Genomic DNA, 17,430 nt, shown 5'->3' on the forward strand with positions numbered 1-17,430 from the left:
GGGCACGTCAGACGACCCGGACCTTGCGAAGTCGATCAGAAGGTGTATTTCATCGAGAACGTGGCGTAGTCGCGGTCGGCGAACGGACGGTTGACCGGGTCCGCGTCACCCAGGTAGCTGATGTACCTCAAGCCGACTTCCAGATTGCCGAGGTACTTGAAAGTAGTGCCCATACTCAGGCGTCGGTCACCCTGCATACCGGAGATGCTGCCGGCCATGGGCGTCGCACCGCTGAAGACGTTGGAGAAACTGAAGGGCACTTCCAGATCCCAGCCTTGGAAAACTCCCGGATAACTGAACGATGCGCCCAGGGTGTAGGCACTGGCAGACTTGGTGCGCCTTCCACCACTGGTGTTGTAGGTATAGTCATCGGAAGGCGCCACTAAAGCGGCCACGGCGGGCACTAGGTTAAGACTTTGCAGGTTGGGCGCGGCCGAAGTGGATTCGACGCTGTCGACCTGCACACGGATCACTTCGGCGGTCAGGGTGGTCTGGCTGGCCCAGGGACGGCTCCCCAGGATACGCATCGCCGACAACTGCATTTGCTGGCCCTTACCCTTGGCTGGCGTTGCGCCGAGGCCGGTATTGACCATCACTGGAGCACCGTCGCGGTACGACCATTCGCCACCTACCTGAACGTCACCGAGCTTGGTCGTGGCGCTGATACCGGTCAGCTTGATGTCTTCGAAGTACTTGATCCGATAGCCATTAGGGCCAGTCATGGCAAACAGACCGCCCCCGAGTGCTCGCGGGTCGTAACCCACCAGCGCGCTGGCCGGGTTCTTGTCGTGGTAGTTGACATGGAACAGCGACAGCTCGATCGCCGGTACCGGGCGATAGCGCACTTGCACGCCCCACTGGCCACCATCGCTCGGTTCGTCGGTCCCCCGGTAGGCGACCTTCTGGCCGTTGGCGTAGAGGAACTCACGGCCCGGCCCCACCACATCGCTGCTAGACAAGTAGCTGCCCACCGGCGGTAGTTCAGTGCCCTTCCATTCGTATTGCACGTACGCGCCGAAGCTCAAGCTCGGATTGATGCGGTATGAACCGGAGAACTGACCCACCGGCAACAGTATTTCCTTGACTTCAACACCTGGCTGCGACGCTTTTACCGCGTCAGACGGGTTTTGTACGCCGTTCACACCCGGGTAGAACAGACTCTCGCCCCAGGATTCGATGTGCCGCCCGGCCTTGACGTCCAGCATGGTGTCGTTGTCAAAGCGCCAGCCGCTGAACACATAGGCATCGAGCAGTTTGCTGCGACCGCCGCTGTAGTAACGGGTGTCACTGGTGAACTCGTCGTTGCTGCCGTTTTTGTTCACGGTGGCGGGCGAATCGTTATCGTTTCCGCTGTGGTAGACGTCATCGTAGAAGGTACTGCCGCGCACCACGGCGCCGTAGTTGTCCTTGCGCAGGATCATTTCCGCCAGCGCGCCCACGCGGTTGGTGGTGAGGCTGCCACTATCGAAGTTGCGGTTGGCATCGTCGGCGTTGACCGTCAGCAAGCGATCGCTCTGACTGCCGGTGCGCACACCAATGCCGTAGCTGGTGGTCACCGACCAGTCCATGGTCAAACCGTTGTCGAACTCGATCGTATCTCCGGCCCATACCGGCGTGGACACCAGCGCAATCGCCGCCGCCAGGCTGCTGACCTGAAATGCGCTCGAAACCATGACCTTAGAGTTATTTTTGTTTTTGTTGATCACACTGACTCTCCTCAAGGGCAACCGGTTGGCTGCCTGGAATGTTCAACACTGCTGCCGTGCCATCCGCTCAAAACACGTTGAGCGGTGTAACCGCGCACGCTCCCCTTACAGCACGCCGGTAGCGATAGCGCCCCCGGTCCTCTTCCCGCGCAAGCGACCCTTCGGCCACCAGGTAGTTGGCATGGGCCAACGTTTCGCCCAGCGCCATCAGTTCGTCGAAACGACCCGACAGCTTGGGAAACAACACGGCCATCAGTTCGAGCACGGTGCGCGGCTCGTCACAGTTGGCCAGCAGCAGCGCCAGATGCCCGCGGTGATGGGCCTCCAGCTGATCCAGGCGCTGATGCAAATTGAAAAACGGCCGCTCGTGCGCCGGCAGCACCAGCACGCTGTCGGGCAAGCTGCGCAAATGCTCGATGGAGTCGAGCCAGTCGAGCAGCGGGTTGGCCAACGGCTCCGTGGAATGCACGCCGACGGTGGAAGTGATGCGCGGCAACACCTGGTCGCCGGAGATCAGCAAGCCGTCATCGGCGGCATACAGACACGCATGTTCCGGCGAGTGGCCGCGGCCGATGACCACCTGCCAGGTGCGGCCACCGATATTCAGGAAACTGCCCTCGCGCAAACGGCGGTAATGGTTCAGCGGCGCGGGCAGAAAATGGGCATTGCTCATCACCGCGAACATCTCGGTGCTTTGCTCGTCAGCCACGCCGGCCTTGCGGTAGAAGTCGAGGAAGTCCCAGCCCGGTGGTTGACCGGCGGGAAACTTGAGGTGCAGCGACTGGAACTCGCTGGCGGTCATGTAGACCGGGCATTGAAAGCGCTCCGAAAGCCATGCGGCCACCCCGGCATGGTCGGAGTGAAAGTGGGTGCAGACCACTGCCAGCAGCGGCAGGCCAGCACACACTTCATTCAGCACCCGGTCCCAGACTTCGCGGGTCTGCTCGGTGTTCATGCCGGTGTCCACCACCACCCAGCCGTCGGTGTGACGCAGCAGGTAGAGGTTGATGTGGTCCAGGCGAAACGGCAGCGGCATGCGCAACCACCAGACGCCTGGCGCCACTTCGCGCACCTGCCCGGAATCAGGCGCCTGAGGCCATGGATACCGCAGGCCGCCGCGCAGTTCGTGACCGTTGTCGTCGAGATCAGTCATGGTGGGTCACCGCGAAAGGCGTCAGGCCGGCCCGCGCCAGGGCCTCTACCGAATAGGGCACATAGGTGCGGGCTTGCTCGTCGCGGATGAACAGCGGATCGTTGCAACGGGTCGGGCAGTAGCCCTGGCGCTGTAGATCGACCTTGCGCAGCTTGAAGCTGGCCGTCAGGTCCGCCGACTGGGTGACTCGCACGAACACCGGGGTCGCATAGCGCGGCAAGCGCGTTTCGGTCAGGCGGTACAGGGCGTGCGGATCGAACGCCTGGCCCTCCTGCATCAGCACCGCGGCCATGCCGGCGCGGCCTTCATGGCCCGGTACCTGGACGCCATAGACGTTGATCAGCTCCAGGCCCGACAGATCGCTCAGGGCGTCCGCCACTTCCAGGGTCGAAACGTTCTCGCTCTTCCAGCGATAGGTATCGCCGATGCGGTCGACGAAGTAGCAGTAACCGTCGGCGTCCTCGCGCAGCAAGTCGCCGGAGCTCCAGTAGGCATCGCCCTCGCGAAACACATTGCGGCGGATTTTGCTCTCGGTGGCCTCACTTGAGGTGTAGCCCTCGAAACGTCCGCCACCGATCTCCGGGTGATCGACGATAAAGCCCATGGCCTCGCCAATCTCACCCACTTTGCAGACTTGATAGAAACCGTTTTCGTCCCGTGGATGGCAGTCGTTTTCAATGTCGTAACGCACCAGCCGCAGGTTGGTTTTGTTCCAGTCCGGCACCCGGCCGCAGGAACCGAAATAGTTGTCGACATTAATCACCGTGGTATTGGCCTCGGTAGCGCCCCAACCCTCGAACACCTGGATCGGACCGAAGCGCTCCAGCCAGCGCTGCCAGGAGTCCGGCGACAGACCGGCACCGAGCATGCAGCGCAGACTGTGCTCGCGCTCACCCGTTTGCACCGGCTGATTGAGCAGGTAGCGACAGATCTCACCGATATACTGGAAGATGCTGATCTGATGACGCGCGACGTCCTTCCAGAACTCTCGCACGCTGAACTTGCGGCGCACCACGATGGCAGCACCCACCCGCAGGGCGGTGGAGGTCACCGACGTGGCAGCAGCACCGTGGTACAGCGGCAGACAGCAATAGAACACATCCTCGCAAGTGGCTTGCAGAGTGGTTTCCATCACATCGCCCGAGGACATCCAGCGCATGTGGCTGTAGCGCGCCGCCTTGGGCAAGCCCGTAGTGCCCGAGGTGAAGATCAGCAGGGTCGGGGCTTGCGCTTCGATGTGCGCGCGGATATCGCGGGGAAACGGCGTGCGCGGGGCTTTCTCCAGACGCGCATCGAAATGCCCGTCGACGCCCTTGGGCAGCGGTCCGGTCCAGGGATTTTCCGGGTCGCGTATCAGCCAGCACGGCAGGTCCGCAAAGCCTTCGGTGGCCTGCACATTGGCCAGGCATTCTTCGCCGATCACCAACGCCTTGGCGTCGGTGGTTTGCAACGCATGCAGCAGCGGGCGACCGCTGACCTGAGTGTTGATGAATGCCACCACGACCCCGAGCTTGACCAGGCCGAACCAGGTGCAGAAAAACGCCGGGCGGTTCTCCATGGCCAGGGCGCAGACATCGCCGGCGCGCAGACCATTGGCATAGAACGTGTGAGCCATCTGATTGGCCCGCGCATCGACCTCAAAGTAGCTCAGGGTCTGCTCGCCATAGATCAGAAACGTGCGCTCACCCTGCTCAGCCACCTTTTGCTCCAGACGGTCAGCCAAGGTGTAGAGGTCTTTCGGCTTGATCTGCCCGGCGGCGATCGAACGCTGGTCGAGCAACGCCTGTGTCTCCTCCCGTGGTACCGGGTGGGCCGGCAGGACGTTGGGCAAGTCGTTCAGGTTCATTGCGCCACCTCCTGGGCATTGGCTTGATAGGCGGGGTAGTCCGAGTAACCAGCCGAGCCCGGCGTATAAAGCGTTTTGCGGTCGAAGCGACTCAGCGGCAGGCCACGCCTCAAGCGTTCCACCAGATCGGGGTTGGCAATAAAGTGACGAGCAAACGACACGGCAGCCCCCTCGCCCGACGCGAGAGCGGCACTGGCCGAAGGACCGTCGAAACCATCGTTGAGAATCAACGCATGAGGACTGTGTTGACGCGCCAGGGCGAAGGCGTTGAGGTCTTCCAGTGGCGAGCGCATGATGTGCAGGTAAGCCAGGCCCAACGGCGCCACGGCCTCACACAAGGCGGCCGCCGTGGCAGCCGGATCCTGGTCGTCGATGTCGTTGTAGGGATTACCGGGACACAGGCGAAAGCCGACGCGTCCAGCGCCAATCGCACTGGCCATGGCCTCGATCACTTCCTTGGCAAAACGCACCCGCCCGGCCACATCGCCGCCGTAGGCATCGCTGCGTTGATTGCTGCCAGAGGCCATGAATTGCATTGGCAGATAACCGCTGGTGCAGTGCAGCTCGACACCGTCGAAGCCGGCCTGGCGCGCATTCAATGCGGCCTGGCGATAGTCTTCGATGACCTCGCTAATGCCTTGCAACGTCAGCGCCTGTGGCTCGTCGGTGTCCACCAGACCCACGACATCGCTGAACACCTGGGTTCGCGCACGCAGCGCCGAAGGTGCCACCGTGGCGGCTCCCGCCGGCTTGTTGTGCTGGCTGGCCGCGCGGCCGACGTGCATCAATTGCAGGACGATGCACCCGCCCTCGGCATGCACCGCCTCGGTGACCCGTTGCCAGCCGGCGATCTGTTCGCTGCTGTAAATAGCCGGGGTCCGGCAATAGCCCAGGCCACTGGCGGACGGCGCGGTGCCCTCGGCCACGATCAACCCGGCGCTGGCACGCTGACGGTAGTACTCGACCATGGCGCTGCCGGGCACTGCATCGGCAAGAGCGCGACTGCGAGTCATGGGGGCCATGACAATGCGGTTGGCCAGTTGTAGCTCGCCCAGGGCGACCGGCTCGAACAAGACGCTCATTTCAATTCCTCAGCTTTTTTTGTTTTCAGGCTGTCGAATCGTTTGCCGCAGCTTGGGCAAGCACTGACACGCCAGCGAATATGGGCTGAATGATTGACGTTGAACGCGAGCGAAACATCGTCCGACAAGACTAGGTTCGCTATCGTGTACGGCGGCTTGCCTTGGGACGACAAAGATGGTCTGAACGGACGATGAAAAAAAACCGTGAACGGCCGAACATCGAGTCAATCAGAACAAAACCGGGAGCACCCGCCGTGAACCAATCCCCCCCTGTGACTTGGCGAACGCATTACGCGCTGTTCGTCCTCGCCAGCATCTATGTGTTCAATTACATCGACCGCCAGTTGATGGCGATTCTGATCGAACCGGTGAAGCTTGAATTCGGCATTAGCGATACCCAGATCGGCCTGCTCTCGGGCGTGACCTTCGCCGTGTTCTACACCGTGTTCGGCTTCCCGATGGGGCGCCTGTCGGACCGCGTCGGGCGCAAGCCGGTGATCGCCTTCAGCTGCATTGCCTGGAGCCTGATGACGATGCTCTGCGGCATGGCCGGCAACTTCCTGAGCCTGGTGCTGGCGCGGGTCGGCGTGGCCGTCGGTGAGGCCGGCGGCACAGCGCCGTCGGTGGCCATGGTCTCGGATTTGTACCCGGCAAACCGTCGTTCCACGGCCCTCGCGGTGCTGATGCTCGGTTCCAGCCTGGGGGCGATTGTCGGCCTGGGCCTGGGCGGCTGGATTGCCCAGAACCATGGTTGGCGCTACGCCTTCTTGCTGATCGGCGCTCCCGGGATATTCCTTGGCCTGCTCTTGCTGCTGACCGTTCGGGCGCCCCAGCGCGTAGCTCCACTGGGTAACGTCCCGGAGCAACAGGATGGCTGGTTCAAGACGCTGGTCGAGTTGCTGCGCACGCCCTCGTTCCTGTGGCTGGTACTGACCGGCGGCGCGGCGGCGATTGCGGGCTACTCGATTGGTACCTGGAGCCCGAGTTTCCTGATCCGTTCCCACGGCCTCGACCTGCAAGAGGCCGGGTTCCTGGTGGGTGTGGTGGGCGGCACCGGTGCGACCGTCGGCACCCTGGTGTGCGGCATGCTCACCGACCGTATGGCGCGGCGCGATGTCGGCTGGCAAATCGGCGTGCCGTTGCTGGGTACGCTGACCAGCATCCCTTTCGCCCTGGCGTATTTCCTCTGGCCCCAGGGCACGGCGTTCCACATCGGCAGCATCGCCGTGCCGCAAGCGTTCCTGTTCTATAGCGTCTTCGGCTTCTTTGGCGTGTGGTGGGCGACGCCGTGCCTGAGCGCCATTACCCACCTGTTCCCGTCCACGCGACGGGCCCAGGCCACGGCGATTTTCCTCATGGCCATGACCCTGCTGGGCGTTGGCGTCGGACCGCTGCTGGTGGGCATGTTGAGCGACTTCTTCGTGCCGACTCTGGGCGATGAATCCCTGCGCTATGCCCTCGCTTCGTCAGTGTCGCTGCTGGTACTGGCCAGCGTGTTCCTGACCCTGGCACTGCCGCGTTATCGCCAACAGATAAAGAACCCCGCCGTGCAGCCCGCACCGGTCCAAACCGTCACGGCCTGAGCCTCCTCCCCCACACACCATTGCGCCGCTGAAACCTGTCAGGTTCCAGCGGCTTTTTAATGAGGGTCACCATGAGCACCAGCGCCGTACAGATCAGCAACCTGCTTTACCGTTACGCCGAATGCCTGGACAGCGGACAACTGGTCGAGGCCGCCGAGTTGTTTCGTCATGCCCGCATCAAGGTCAAAAACCAGGGCGACCTGATTGATCACAAGATTCTGCTGGGCATCTGGCAACAGCGAGTCAAGCGCTACGCCTGCGGCACACCCCGCACCAAACACGTCATCAGCAACCCGATCATCGACATCGACGAAGCGGCCGGAACCGCGACGATTCGTTCCTATTACACCGTGCTGCAGGCGACTGACGACTTGCCCCTGCAACCTGTCGCCGCCGGGCGTTACCACGATGAATTCGAGCGTATCGGTGACGTTTGGCGGTTCAGTTTTCGTGATTATTCGCAGTTGGAAATGATGGGCGACTTGAGCCAACATCTATTGATGTAAACGCAATGAAGCCCAACAGACTTGAGCCTGTCGGGCTTCACATGGATTGGCTTCAAGCGACGGGTCGCTTCCTCGAGGCGCGACCCCCGGAAAAACGACTCGCTTCACTCATGCACGGTACTGATTGACCACCTCGCCAACCGCGCGCTGGATGTCACCACGCACATAACCCAGCAAGGCGGTTTCCGCAGCGTCGGGCTCGTAACTCACGGTGCTGCCGCGACCGGTATAAATGGCGGAATCCGGCAGCATCGGGTGCTCCTGATCCAGCGCCGGCACCTCGGCATCGTTGCCGGCGGCGCGCAGGAAGGCCTGGAAGTATTGCGCGTAGCTGAGGTTTTCGTCCCCTACCAGATAAGCCTTGCCCGACTCGCCACGCAGCAGCGCGCCGAGGATCGCCTGGGACAACGAGCGGGTGGAAATGAAGTTGCTGCCACCGACCGGGCCGAAGAACGGCAAAGGCGCAAACTGGCCTTCGGCATAGCGCGTATAGGCTTCGAACATTTCTACCTTCAGACCCGGCACTGAACCGACGACGAAGGGCGCGTTGATGCTGCACACCTTGAAGTCGGCGCTGGCCAAGGCGCGTACGCCCTCATCGGCCAGATGGCGCGAACGGACGTACGGCACGGTGTCGATCAGCTCCGGCGCCACTTGCGGGTAGAAGCTGCCTACCAACACCGCCTGCTGGATACCGGCGCTGCGTGCCAGTTCGAAGAGACGCGGAATCGCCTCGACGTTGGCCCGCTGCCAGTGGGCGTCGATGTCGCCCTCTTGCGGTACATGGCGAATATCGTTGCCAGCGGCGAACACCAAGGCATCGAAACCGGCCAGGTCCTCGCGCTTGAACGTACCGGCGACGTAGTCACCTTGAAGCTGCTTAAACTGCGCCAGTGCACTACCGGCGGCAGCCGGCTTGCGTCCGGCGATGGTCACTTCGTGGCCATTGTCCTGGAGGTAAAGAGCGGCATGACCGCCGATCAGGCCAGTCCCGCCAATCACGAGAATCTTCATCGGATATTCACTCTTGCTTGAGCCCGGGTTCGGGCCGATTCGGTAGGCGTGCCCAGGCGATTGCGGGCACGAAAAACAACTATCCCGCGTGCTGCGGTGTGTTCAAAAGTTGAAACCGTTGCCGCTCATCACCGGCATGTTGGTCCAGGTGCCACGCGGGTCGCGGTACCAGCCAGCGGCGGCCAGCGCTCCGCCGTCCACGTGCAGGGTGGTGCCAGTCACCCAGGCGGCCAACGGGCTGGCCAGGTAAAGCGCGGCACCCGCCATGTCCTCGACCTTGCCGAAACGACCGAGCGGAATCCAGTTGGGGATTTGCTCCCGGTGCTCGGCGCCAATCATCGCGGACATCGGCAGTTGCGGCGTCTCCGTGGATTCGGGGGCGATCTGGTTGACGCGAATGCCCACCGGCCCCAGCTCCAGCGCCAGGCTTTTGGTGAAGCCGCCAATGGCAGACTTGAAGGCGGCGTAGACGCTGCAGTTGGGGATTCCCCGGAAGCCTTCGATCGACGACAGGCTGATGATGCTGCCACCGGCACCCTGGCGGCGCAGCAGCGGCAACATGGCGCGCGTCACGCGGAAAATATGCTGCAGATTGACGGCGTACAGGCGATCGATGTCGTCGTCGGTGTAGCTGTCGAAGGGTTTGAAGATCATCAGCGAATCGCCGACGTTGTTCACCAGTACATCGAGTCCGCCGAAGCGCGCCTCGACCTGCTCGGCCAAGCTTGCCACTTGTTCCTTGCGGGTGATGTCGCCTTCCACGACCAGTGCTTCGACACCGGCAGTCTGCAGCCAGTCGCGCACCTGCGCGGCCCGTTCGGCATCGACTTCAGCCACCACCAGGCGTGCACCCGCGCGGCCGAAAGCCTCGACTATCGCCCGCCCTATACCCACGCCACCACCGGTGACGAGAACCGTCTTGCCTTTGAAATCGAGCATGCTGCCATCCTTCTTATTATTGTGCTGTCGATGGACCTGCGGTTGATTCGCAAATAACCCAGGTACTGATTTGGTGCGCAGTTGGCCCGGGATTATTTGCAACTCCCCGCACGGCAGGCATCGTCCGATGGGACTACCGTCGAAGGGGTATGAGGGTTATCGCAAACATCAGGTTTGAGGGGTAGCCGCGAAGGCCTTCAGGCCGATGCTGGCGAGCAACTCGGCCGAGTAGGGCTGATAGCTGCGGCGGCTTTCATCGCGGATGTACAGCGGATCGGCGAAGGCCGTCGGAGCATAACCCTGGCGCTGCAAGTCGACCTTGCGCAGCTTGAAGGTACTGGTCAGGTCGGCCGCGGCCGACACCCGCACGAAGATCGGTGCGGCATAGCGTGGCAGGCGAGCTTCAGTCAGCGCGTAGAACGCCTCGGGGTCGAAATCCTGGCCCGCCTGCATCAGCACCGCGGCCATTCCGGCGCGGCCTTCGTGCTCGGGGACCTGAACACCGTAGACATTGATCAGTTCCAGCCCCGGAAAATCGCCCAGGGCATCGGCGACTTCCTGGGTGGAAACGTTCTCGCTTTTCCAGCGGAAGGTATCGCCGATGCGGTCGACGAAGTAGAAGTAGCCATCCTCGTCATAGCGCAACAGGTCTCCAGAACTCCAGTACGCATCGCCCTGGCTGAAGACGTTGCGGCGAATCTTGCTGTCGGTAGCCTGCGCCGAGGTGTAACCCTCGAAGCGGCCGCCACCGATGTGCGGATGATCGATGATAAAGCCCATGCCCTCACCGATCTCGCCAACCTCGCAAAGACGGTAGAAGCCCTGCTCGTCGCGCGGATGACTCTCGCTTTCAACGTCGTAACGGACCAGGCGCATGTTGGTCTTGTTCCAGAACGGCACGCGGCCGCAGGAGCCTGGGCGGTTGTCCAGATTGATGATGTTGGTGTTGGCCTCGGTGGCGCTCCAGCCCTCGAAAATCTGGATCGGGCCGAAACGTTCCACCCAGCGCTGCCAGGAGTCCGGGGTCAGACCCGCGCCCAGCAAGCAACGCAAGCTGTGTTCACGTTCGCCATCGACCACCGGCTGATTGAGCAGGTAGCGGCAGATTTCACCGATGTACTGGAAAATGCTGATGCGGTGGCGGCGGATGTCGTTCCAGAATTCGCGGACACTGAACTTGCGGCGAATCACGATACTCGCCCCGACGCGCAGCGCAGTGGCGGTCACCGACGTCGCCGCAGCGCCGTGATAGAGCGGCAAGCAGCAGTAAAAAACGTCCTCGGTCGTGGCAGCGAGGGTCACTTCCATCACATCGCCGATAGACATCCAGCGCATGTGGCTATAGACCGCCGCCTTGGGCAAACCGGTGGTGCCCGAAGTGAAAATGAGCAGGCACGGCGTCTCGGCCGGTAGCTCGGCACGCAGCTCGCGTGGGAACGCGGTGCGCGGTGCAGCCGCCACCTGGTTGGCGAAAACCGTATCGACCCTCGCGCGCAATGACTCGCTCGCGGGGTTCTCGGCGTCCGGCATGAGCAACCAGGGCAGGTCCGGCAGGCCATCGGTGGTCAACAGATGGGTGAGGCATTCCTCCCCCACTACCATGACCTTGGCTGCGGTGGACTCCAGTGCGTGCAGCAACGCTCGACCGCTCACCTGAGTATTGATAAAGGCCACCACTACCCCCAGTTTGGCCAGGCCAAACCAACAGCAGAAGAACTCCGGGCGGTTTTCCATGGCGATGGCGCAGACATCGCCCGGGCGCAAACCACGGGCGTGGAAGACGTGCGCCAGCTGGTTGGCGCGGGCATCCACCTCGGCATAGCTCAAGCGCTGCTCGGCATAAATGATGAACGGGCGCTCAGCGAAACGCCTGGCTTGCTCTTCCACGCGGTCGGCGATGGTGTTGCGGTCCGCCGGCTTGATCTGTCCGCTGGCCACTGCCCGGCGATCGAGCATGGCTTGGGTCTGTTCGCGGGACACAGGCCCGTTGTCGAGATTCGCCAGTTGACTCAGTTTATTGAAACCGTTCATGTCTGACTCCGTAGAAAACCTGCCATTCATGCCAACGCTCGCGCTCCATTCGGCTCATCCCGATAACCGTGGGCACGAAGGCGGCACAGCGATCTTGCGCTCGCGCGATCCGACGCCTGAGGGCCGAGTACGCGGCGAATAATTAACGCTACCCGCCAGAACGACATCGTCCGATAAGACTAAAAAGATTCGGGCCGACCAACAGCCAGGACGGCCCTGCACGCCACCGGTAACATGCCGTTCCAGGCTGGAGCCCCAGTGGCTGTAGTCTGAACGGACGTCGCTTCACCCTCTCGACCAGGAGGACGATCCCGTGTACTAAAACAAGAACCGGAGTACCCGCTGTGAACCCACCCATCCATACCACCTGGCGCACGCACTACGCGTTGTTCGTGCTGACCAGTATTTATGTCTTCAACCACATCGACCGGCAGTTGATGGCGATCCTGATCGAGCCGGTGAAGGCTGAGTTCGGCATATCCGACACGGGTATCGGGTTACTTTCCGGCGTGACCTTCGCGGTCTTCTACGGTCTTTTTGGTTTCCCTCTGGGACGCCTCTCCGACCGCATCGGCCGCAAACCGGTGATCGCCGCCTGTTGCATCGCCTGGAGTGTGATGACCATGGCGTGTGGCATGGCCGGCAGTTTCCTGACACTGGTAATGGCGCGTGTCGGCGTGGCCGTCGGTGAGGCGGGCGGCACCGCGCCGTCGGTGGCCATGGTCGCAGAGCTATACCCGCCAGCTCGCCGCTCAACGGCGCTGTCGGTACTGATGCTCGGTTCTGCCCTCGGCGCAATCTTCGGGCTCGGTCTGGGTGGCTGGCTTGCCCAACATTACGGCTGGCGTTTCGCCTTTCTGCTGTTCGGCGCACCGGGCATCTTTCTCGGTCTGTTGCTCTGGCTCACGGTACGGACGCCAAAAACCGTCGCCGTACGCACAACCGCCGCTGTGCCTGCACACCTCGCGCAGAGCCCGGACGCTCAGGAAGGCTGGGCCAAGACTCTGGCTCGATTGTTCCAGACCCCATCCTTCGTATGGCTGGTGCTCACCGGCGGAGCCTGGGCCATCGCCGGTTATGCCATAGGCACCTGGAGCCCGAGTTTTCTGATCCGTTCCCACGGCTTGAACCTGCAGGAAGCAGGCGTCCTCGTCGGTGTGGCCGGTGGCATCGGCGCTACCGTCGGCACTTTGACCTGCGGCATGTTTACCGACCGCATGGCCCGGCGCGATCCGGCCTGGCAGATTGGCGTGCCTTTGTTGGCCACCTTGATCTGCATTCCCTCGAGCTTGGCTTTCTTCCTCTGGCCACCCGGCATTGCCTTCCATATCGGCGGCATTCAGGTACCAACGGCCTTCCTTTTCTACAGCGTGTTCAGCTTCTTCGGCACCTGGTGGGCGACGCCCTGCCTAGGCGCGATCACCCACTTGTTTGCGCCTAAACACCTGGGCCAGGCCTCTTCCATTTTCGTCATGGCAATGACCATGCTCGGGGTCGGCATCGGTCCGCTGATGATCGGCATGCTCAGCGATTACTTCACGCCGAGCCTGGGGGGTGAAGCGCTGCGCTATGCGCTGGCGGCGTCGGTCTCCATGGTGTTGCTCGCCGCACTGTTCCTCGCCATGGCCCTGCCCCGCTATCGGGCTCAACTGGCACGGCCGATCGAACTACCTGCCGAGCCGGCGGATGCGGCCATTGCCTGATTTCTTTTGATCCGTTTATGCCTGAGCAAAACCTGCCCCTGGCCATCGGTCACTGCGTCACCCTGAAACAGGTTGATGCTTTCAGGGAGCAATTCCCCGCCCCACCTGGCTTGTTTGAAGCGCCCGATGCAGTGCATCGGGCGTTTTGCATTGGTGCGCCAGGCGAGCAGTGCTTTCGGCACCCGCCACAGCATAGGTATACCTATGCCCACAAGAACGGCGCCAACCCTGTGGGAGCGGGCTTGCTCGCGATGCAAGCGACGCGGTCTTGCAGTTGAACTGCTGCGATGCCATCGCGAGCAAGCCCGCTCCCACGGTAGATTTGCGGCGTCCCTAAACTCGTAGCAGCTGCCGAAGGCTGCGTCCGATGGCGTAGCCGTCGTAAAGTCAGGCAGTGCCGTGTGCCCGTTAAACTTGGCACTGCGCTCCCACAGGGCATCGGTATTTACACATTTTCGAGGTCGGTCATGCGTAGTCTTGCGGCGTTCTTGCTTCTGTGTTCCCCGGGATTCCGTGATGAACCAAAAAAAAGCCTCGCCGTTATCCGGCGAGGCCTTTGCTTGTAGCGGGTGTTGCCGAACGGGTTAGCGCCCTATCGCACGCGCCGCATCCGCGGTGTATTGGTCCGGGGTGAATTTGCCTTCGTTGAGGATCGGCCCTTTCTTCGCTTCGTTGGTCATGCCGTAGCCGGTGTACTGGCCAGAGTTCAAGTCCATGAAGAACTGCGAACCGGCCTGCCAGCCGCTCATGTCGGGGTGGTAGTAGTAGTTGATCATGGCGTGTTTCCACAACTGCCCACGGGCGTCGTAGTTGTCGGCCATGACCGCGTTCCAGGTGTCTTCGTCGATGAACAGCACGCGCTTGCCATAGACATGGCGATAGCCGTCCTTCAAGTCGGCCTCCAGCACCCACACGCGTCGCAACTCATAACGCATGAAGTCAGGGTTGGGATGGTTGGGCGTCAGTATGTCGGCGTATTTGACGGTGCCGGTGTTGGGCTTGAAGGCGTTGGCCGGGCTGTAGATCTCGCGCTTGCCGATCAGTTTCCAGGAGAAGCGCTCCGGTGAACCGTTGTACAAGCGGTCTTCGTCGACGGTCATGGTGCCGTTGGTGCCGATCATCGGCTGATCGTACCCGTAACCCGGCAGTTGCCGTACGCGCCGGGTGGACGGGCTGTACGACCAGGCCTGGCGCGCATCGGTGCCGAAGTTGTAGGGTTCATGGGAAATGCTCAAGTTGCCGTTGTCGCGGGCCGGTTTGAGGGTCATGTTGTTGCTCATGGCCGCAATCTTGTCTTCGGTCCTGGAGTCGACGGTCGGTGAGTTGGCCAGTGCCAGGTTACGTGCGTAGGCACGTCCCCAGCCGATGCTGCCGTTGGGCAGCACCGAGGCCAGGTCGGAGGTTTTTTCCTCGGTGTAGGCACGTGCCGGCAGTTGGTGGTTCCACAGCAATTCCATGCCGTTTTTGGGGATCGGGAACGGCACCTGGCCGATCCCGGTGAAACCTGCACCGTCGTTGACCAGCTTGGCGGTCAGCGCATTGTCCATCACGCGGCGGCAAACGTAATCGGGGTAGCGGAAATCCCGGTGGCCGGGGTAGATGTTCATTTTGTAAGTGGTCGGGTACTTCTTCAGCAGGGTCTTCTGCCCTTCTGTCAGGTGCGACTCGTACTGGCTCATGTTCTGCGCGGTAATCACCAGGATCGGCTTCTCCGCCGCATAGGGATCAACCGGCTGGTCACCGGAGAACTTCACATGATTCCAGCCCGGCACTTCACCCAGGTATTTGCCGGTGTATGGCGGAATGGTGCCCGCGGCGTTACCGGCTTGCTCGGCGCCGACACAGGTCAGCTCCTTGCCCAGCTTGGCGGCTTCCTGAGGTGACACCTCGGCGTGCGCAGCACCCATCAGCCCGCTATTGGCTGTGACTGCGACCGCGAGCATGAGACCTGTTCTTGTTATTTTCATGTACTGCCTCCTACGCTGATAAGGCTTTGTGGTATGGACCCATTGTTCGTGTTCTGCCGGCCCAAACATCGTCCGGAAAGACTAAGGCTGCGTTATGCGCCCAACTTTTCTTGCAGTTGTGCCTTGAGCACCTTGCCGGTGGCATTGCGTGGCAAGGGCTCGAGTGCCCGATAGACCTGCGTCGGCACCTTGTAGGCGGCCAGGCGCTCAGCGATGAATGCGCAGACTTGCGCCTCCTGGGGCAGCGTCGATGCCTGGCCATGCACGGCCAGCCCCACCGTCTCACCCAGCAACGGGTCGGCGATGGCGAACGCCGCTGCCTCCAGAACGCCGGGCATATCGAGGATGCAGGTTTCGATTTCAGCCGCGGAAATCTTCTCGCCACCGCGGTTGATCAACTCCTTGACCCGCCCGGTGATGCTGAGGAAGCCCTCATCGTCGAGGTAGCCGATATCGCCGGTGTCGAGCCAACCGTCGCGCAGGCTTTGCGCAGTGGCCTCGGGCAGATTCCAGTAGGCGCTCATCAGGGTCGGCGAACGCAGCCAGATCACCCCGCGGGTGTTCGCCAACTGCGGCTGGCCAGGGCTGTCACCGATGCGAATATCGACGATCGGCAGCGCCCAGCCCGCCGTTGCCGGCTTGTACACAAACTGATCGCCACCAATCGCCGCGCCGATGCCGTTGCTTTCGGTCAGGCCGTAGCCGGCGCCGCCAATGGCGTCAGGCTTGAGCTTGAGCATGTTGTCGAGCACCCCGGCGGACGAAGCTCCACCGCCCAACCCCAAGCCAAACAGGCTGGCGGTTTGCTCACTGCCAAAGCGCGGCGAAGCGAGCAGTTGCTGCATCATTACCGGTGCCCCGTTGAACTGGGTGCAGCGCTCATCGCGAATCAGATCGATGGCCCGTTCGACATCCCACTTGTACATCAGCATCAAGCGCCGACCGCCGCGCAATGCCGACAGGAACTGCGCATGCAAGCCGCTGACATGGAACAGCGGAACAGCCGCCAGCGTGGTTGGCGCGAAGCCGCTGTTGATCACCACGCCGATGCGTTCCGGTGAGCTCATGGCGCAAAACGCGCCCTGGAAATCCAGTGCGAACAGCGCCTGGCAGATGGCCCGGTGAGTGGACACTGCGCCCTTGGCGCGACTGGTGGTGCCGGAGGTGTAAAGGATCAGTGCTGGCGCGTCGGGATCAATTTCCAGCGCAGGCAACGGTAATGCCGGCGCGCTGATCAAGTCTTCTAAACGCAGGCAGTACTCGGGCAACGTTTCTTCCTGGACTCCGACGACAATCGTCGCCCGCTGCTCACGGGCCAGATCTTCGCGCAGGGTCTTGAGGCGCGCTTCGTCGCACAGCAGCAGACGCGAACCGCTGTCTTGCAGCGCGTACTGCAACTCGTCGCGCAGGCCCCAACTGTTGAGCGGCACACACACCGCACCACAGCGCAGGATCGCGGCGAAGGCCACCAGCCACGCCGGCTGGTTGCGCATGGCAATCGCCACCCGCTCGCCCGGTTGCAGGCCAAAACGAGCGACCATCTGCTCGGCGAGGCGGTCAACCTGGTCATAGTACTGATTGAAGGTCAGGCGCTGCGACTGCCAGACCAGGAACTCACGGTCGCCGTGGACACGACCGGCGTCGATCACGTGCAGCAGGTCGTGCGCGGCGTGACGGAAATAGCGTGGTGCGCCGTCATCCGGCGTCACCACTTCAAAGGGCGAACCCGGGGCGATCAATTGTTGCCACGCGGTTTGCCAGCGTTCAATGCTCATCTGTGTTTTCTCCAGAACAGCCGAGGATGCGCACCCACAGGCGTGCAATTGGGCCGATGTCAGTCGGTCAAGCGGACATCCCTGTGGAAGCGAGCCTGCTCGCGATGGGGGCGTATCAGTCGAAA

12 protein-coding genes are annotated in these 17,430 nt (G+C 62.1%); 3 read left to right on the top strand and 9 right to left on the bottom strand.

Annotation, left to right across the window (positions count from 1 at the left end):
* Window positions 1-35 precede the first annotated feature (35 nt).
* The 4 genes from F8N85_RS17910 to F8N85_RS17925 form a co-directional block, all read right to left on the bottom strand.
* On the bottom strand, window positions 36-1,706 hold the full coding sequence (locus F8N85_RS17910) for a DUF1302 domain-containing protein (protein WP_224795707.1): 1,671 nt from the start codon (window positions 1,704-1,706) through the stop codon (window positions 36-38).
* Between the two features lie 67 nt (window positions 1,707-1,773).
* Complete coding sequence (locus F8N85_RS17915) at window positions 1,774-2,859, bottom strand: MBL fold metallo-hydrolase (RefSeq protein WP_150804881.1); 1,086 nt, start codon at window positions 2,857-2,859, stop codon at window positions 1,774-1,776.
* A complete protein-coding gene (locus F8N85_RS17920) occupies window positions 2,852-4,705 on the bottom strand; it encodes a long-chain-acyl-CoA synthetase (RefSeq protein WP_150804882.1) in 1,854 nt (617 codons plus the stop codon). Before F8N85_RS17920 ends, F8N85_RS17915 begins: the two co-directional genes overlap by 8 nt.
* Window positions 4,702-5,787 (bottom strand): alkene reductase, encoded by a 1,086-nt coding sequence (locus F8N85_RS17925; RefSeq protein WP_150804883.1) that lies wholly within the window; start codon window positions 5,785-5,787, stop codon window positions 4,702-4,704. Before F8N85_RS17925 ends, F8N85_RS17920 begins: the two co-directional genes overlap by 4 nt.
* Window positions 5,788-6,041: 254 nt before the next feature.
* Here F8N85_RS17925 and F8N85_RS17930 point away from each other — a divergent pair, with 254 nt between their 5' ends.
* Together F8N85_RS17930 and F8N85_RS17935 are read left to right on the top strand one after the other, a co-directional pair.
* Window positions 6,042-7,370, top strand: coding sequence for a spinster family MFS transporter (locus F8N85_RS17930; protein WP_150804884.1), 1,329 nt, complete (start codon window positions 6,042-6,044; stop codon window positions 7,368-7,370).
* A gap of 71 nt (window positions 7,371-7,441) precedes the next feature.
* A complete protein-coding gene (locus F8N85_RS17935) occupies window positions 7,442-7,876 on the top strand; it encodes a nuclear transport factor 2 family protein (protein ID WP_150804885.1) in 435 nt (144 codons plus the stop codon).
* A 108-nt stretch (window positions 7,877-7,984) separates the two neighbouring features.
* Here F8N85_RS17935 and F8N85_RS17940 read toward each other — a convergent pair whose 3' ends face one another.
* The 3 genes from F8N85_RS17940 to F8N85_RS17950 form a co-directional block, all read right to left on the bottom strand.
* On the bottom strand, window positions 7,985-8,890 hold the full coding sequence (locus F8N85_RS17940; protein ID WP_150804886.1) for an NAD-dependent epimerase/dehydratase family protein: 906 nt from the start codon (window positions 8,888-8,890) through the stop codon (window positions 7,985-7,987).
* Window positions 8,891-8,992: 102 nt separating this feature from the next.
* Window positions 8,993-9,829, bottom strand: coding sequence for an SDR family NAD(P)-dependent oxidoreductase (locus tag F8N85_RS17945; protein WP_150804887.1), 837 nt, complete (start codon window positions 9,827-9,829; stop codon window positions 8,993-8,995).
* Window positions 9,830-9,997: 168 nt separating this feature from the next.
* Window positions 9,998-11,860, bottom strand: a complete 1,863-nt coding sequence (locus tag F8N85_RS17950) for a long-chain-acyl-CoA synthetase (RefSeq protein ID WP_150804888.1) — start codon at window positions 11,858-11,860, stop codon at window positions 9,998-10,000.
* A 344-nt stretch (window positions 11,861-12,204) separates the two neighbouring features.
* On the opposite strand from F8N85_RS17950, the gene F8N85_RS17955 reads away from it, so the two are divergent.
* Complete coding sequence (locus F8N85_RS17955; RefSeq protein ID WP_150804889.1) at window positions 12,205-13,563, top strand: spinster family MFS transporter; 1,359 nt, start codon at window positions 12,205-12,207, stop codon at window positions 13,561-13,563.
* A 584-nt stretch (window positions 13,564-14,147) separates the two neighbouring features.
* On the opposite strand, the gene F8N85_RS17960 is transcribed toward F8N85_RS17955, so the two are convergent.
* Both F8N85_RS17960 and F8N85_RS17965 read right to left on the bottom strand, forming a co-directional pair.
* On the bottom strand, window positions 14,148-15,506 hold the full coding sequence (locus F8N85_RS17960; protein WP_150804890.1) for a DUF1329 domain-containing protein: 1,359 nt from the start codon (window positions 15,504-15,506) through the stop codon (window positions 14,148-14,150).
* Between the two features lie 116 nt (window positions 15,507-15,622).
* A complete protein-coding gene (locus F8N85_RS17965) occupies window positions 15,623-17,305 on the bottom strand; it encodes a class I adenylate-forming enzyme family protein (RefSeq protein ID WP_150804891.1) in 1,683 nt (560 codons plus the stop codon).
* Between the last annotated feature and the right edge of the window lie 125 nt (window positions 17,306-17,430).

The organism is Pseudomonas fluorescens (genome assembly GCF_902497875.1).
GTDB classification, from domain to species: Bacteria; Pseudomonadota; Gammaproteobacteria; order Pseudomonadales; family Pseudomonadaceae; genus Aquipseudomonas; species Aquipseudomonas fluorescens_BR.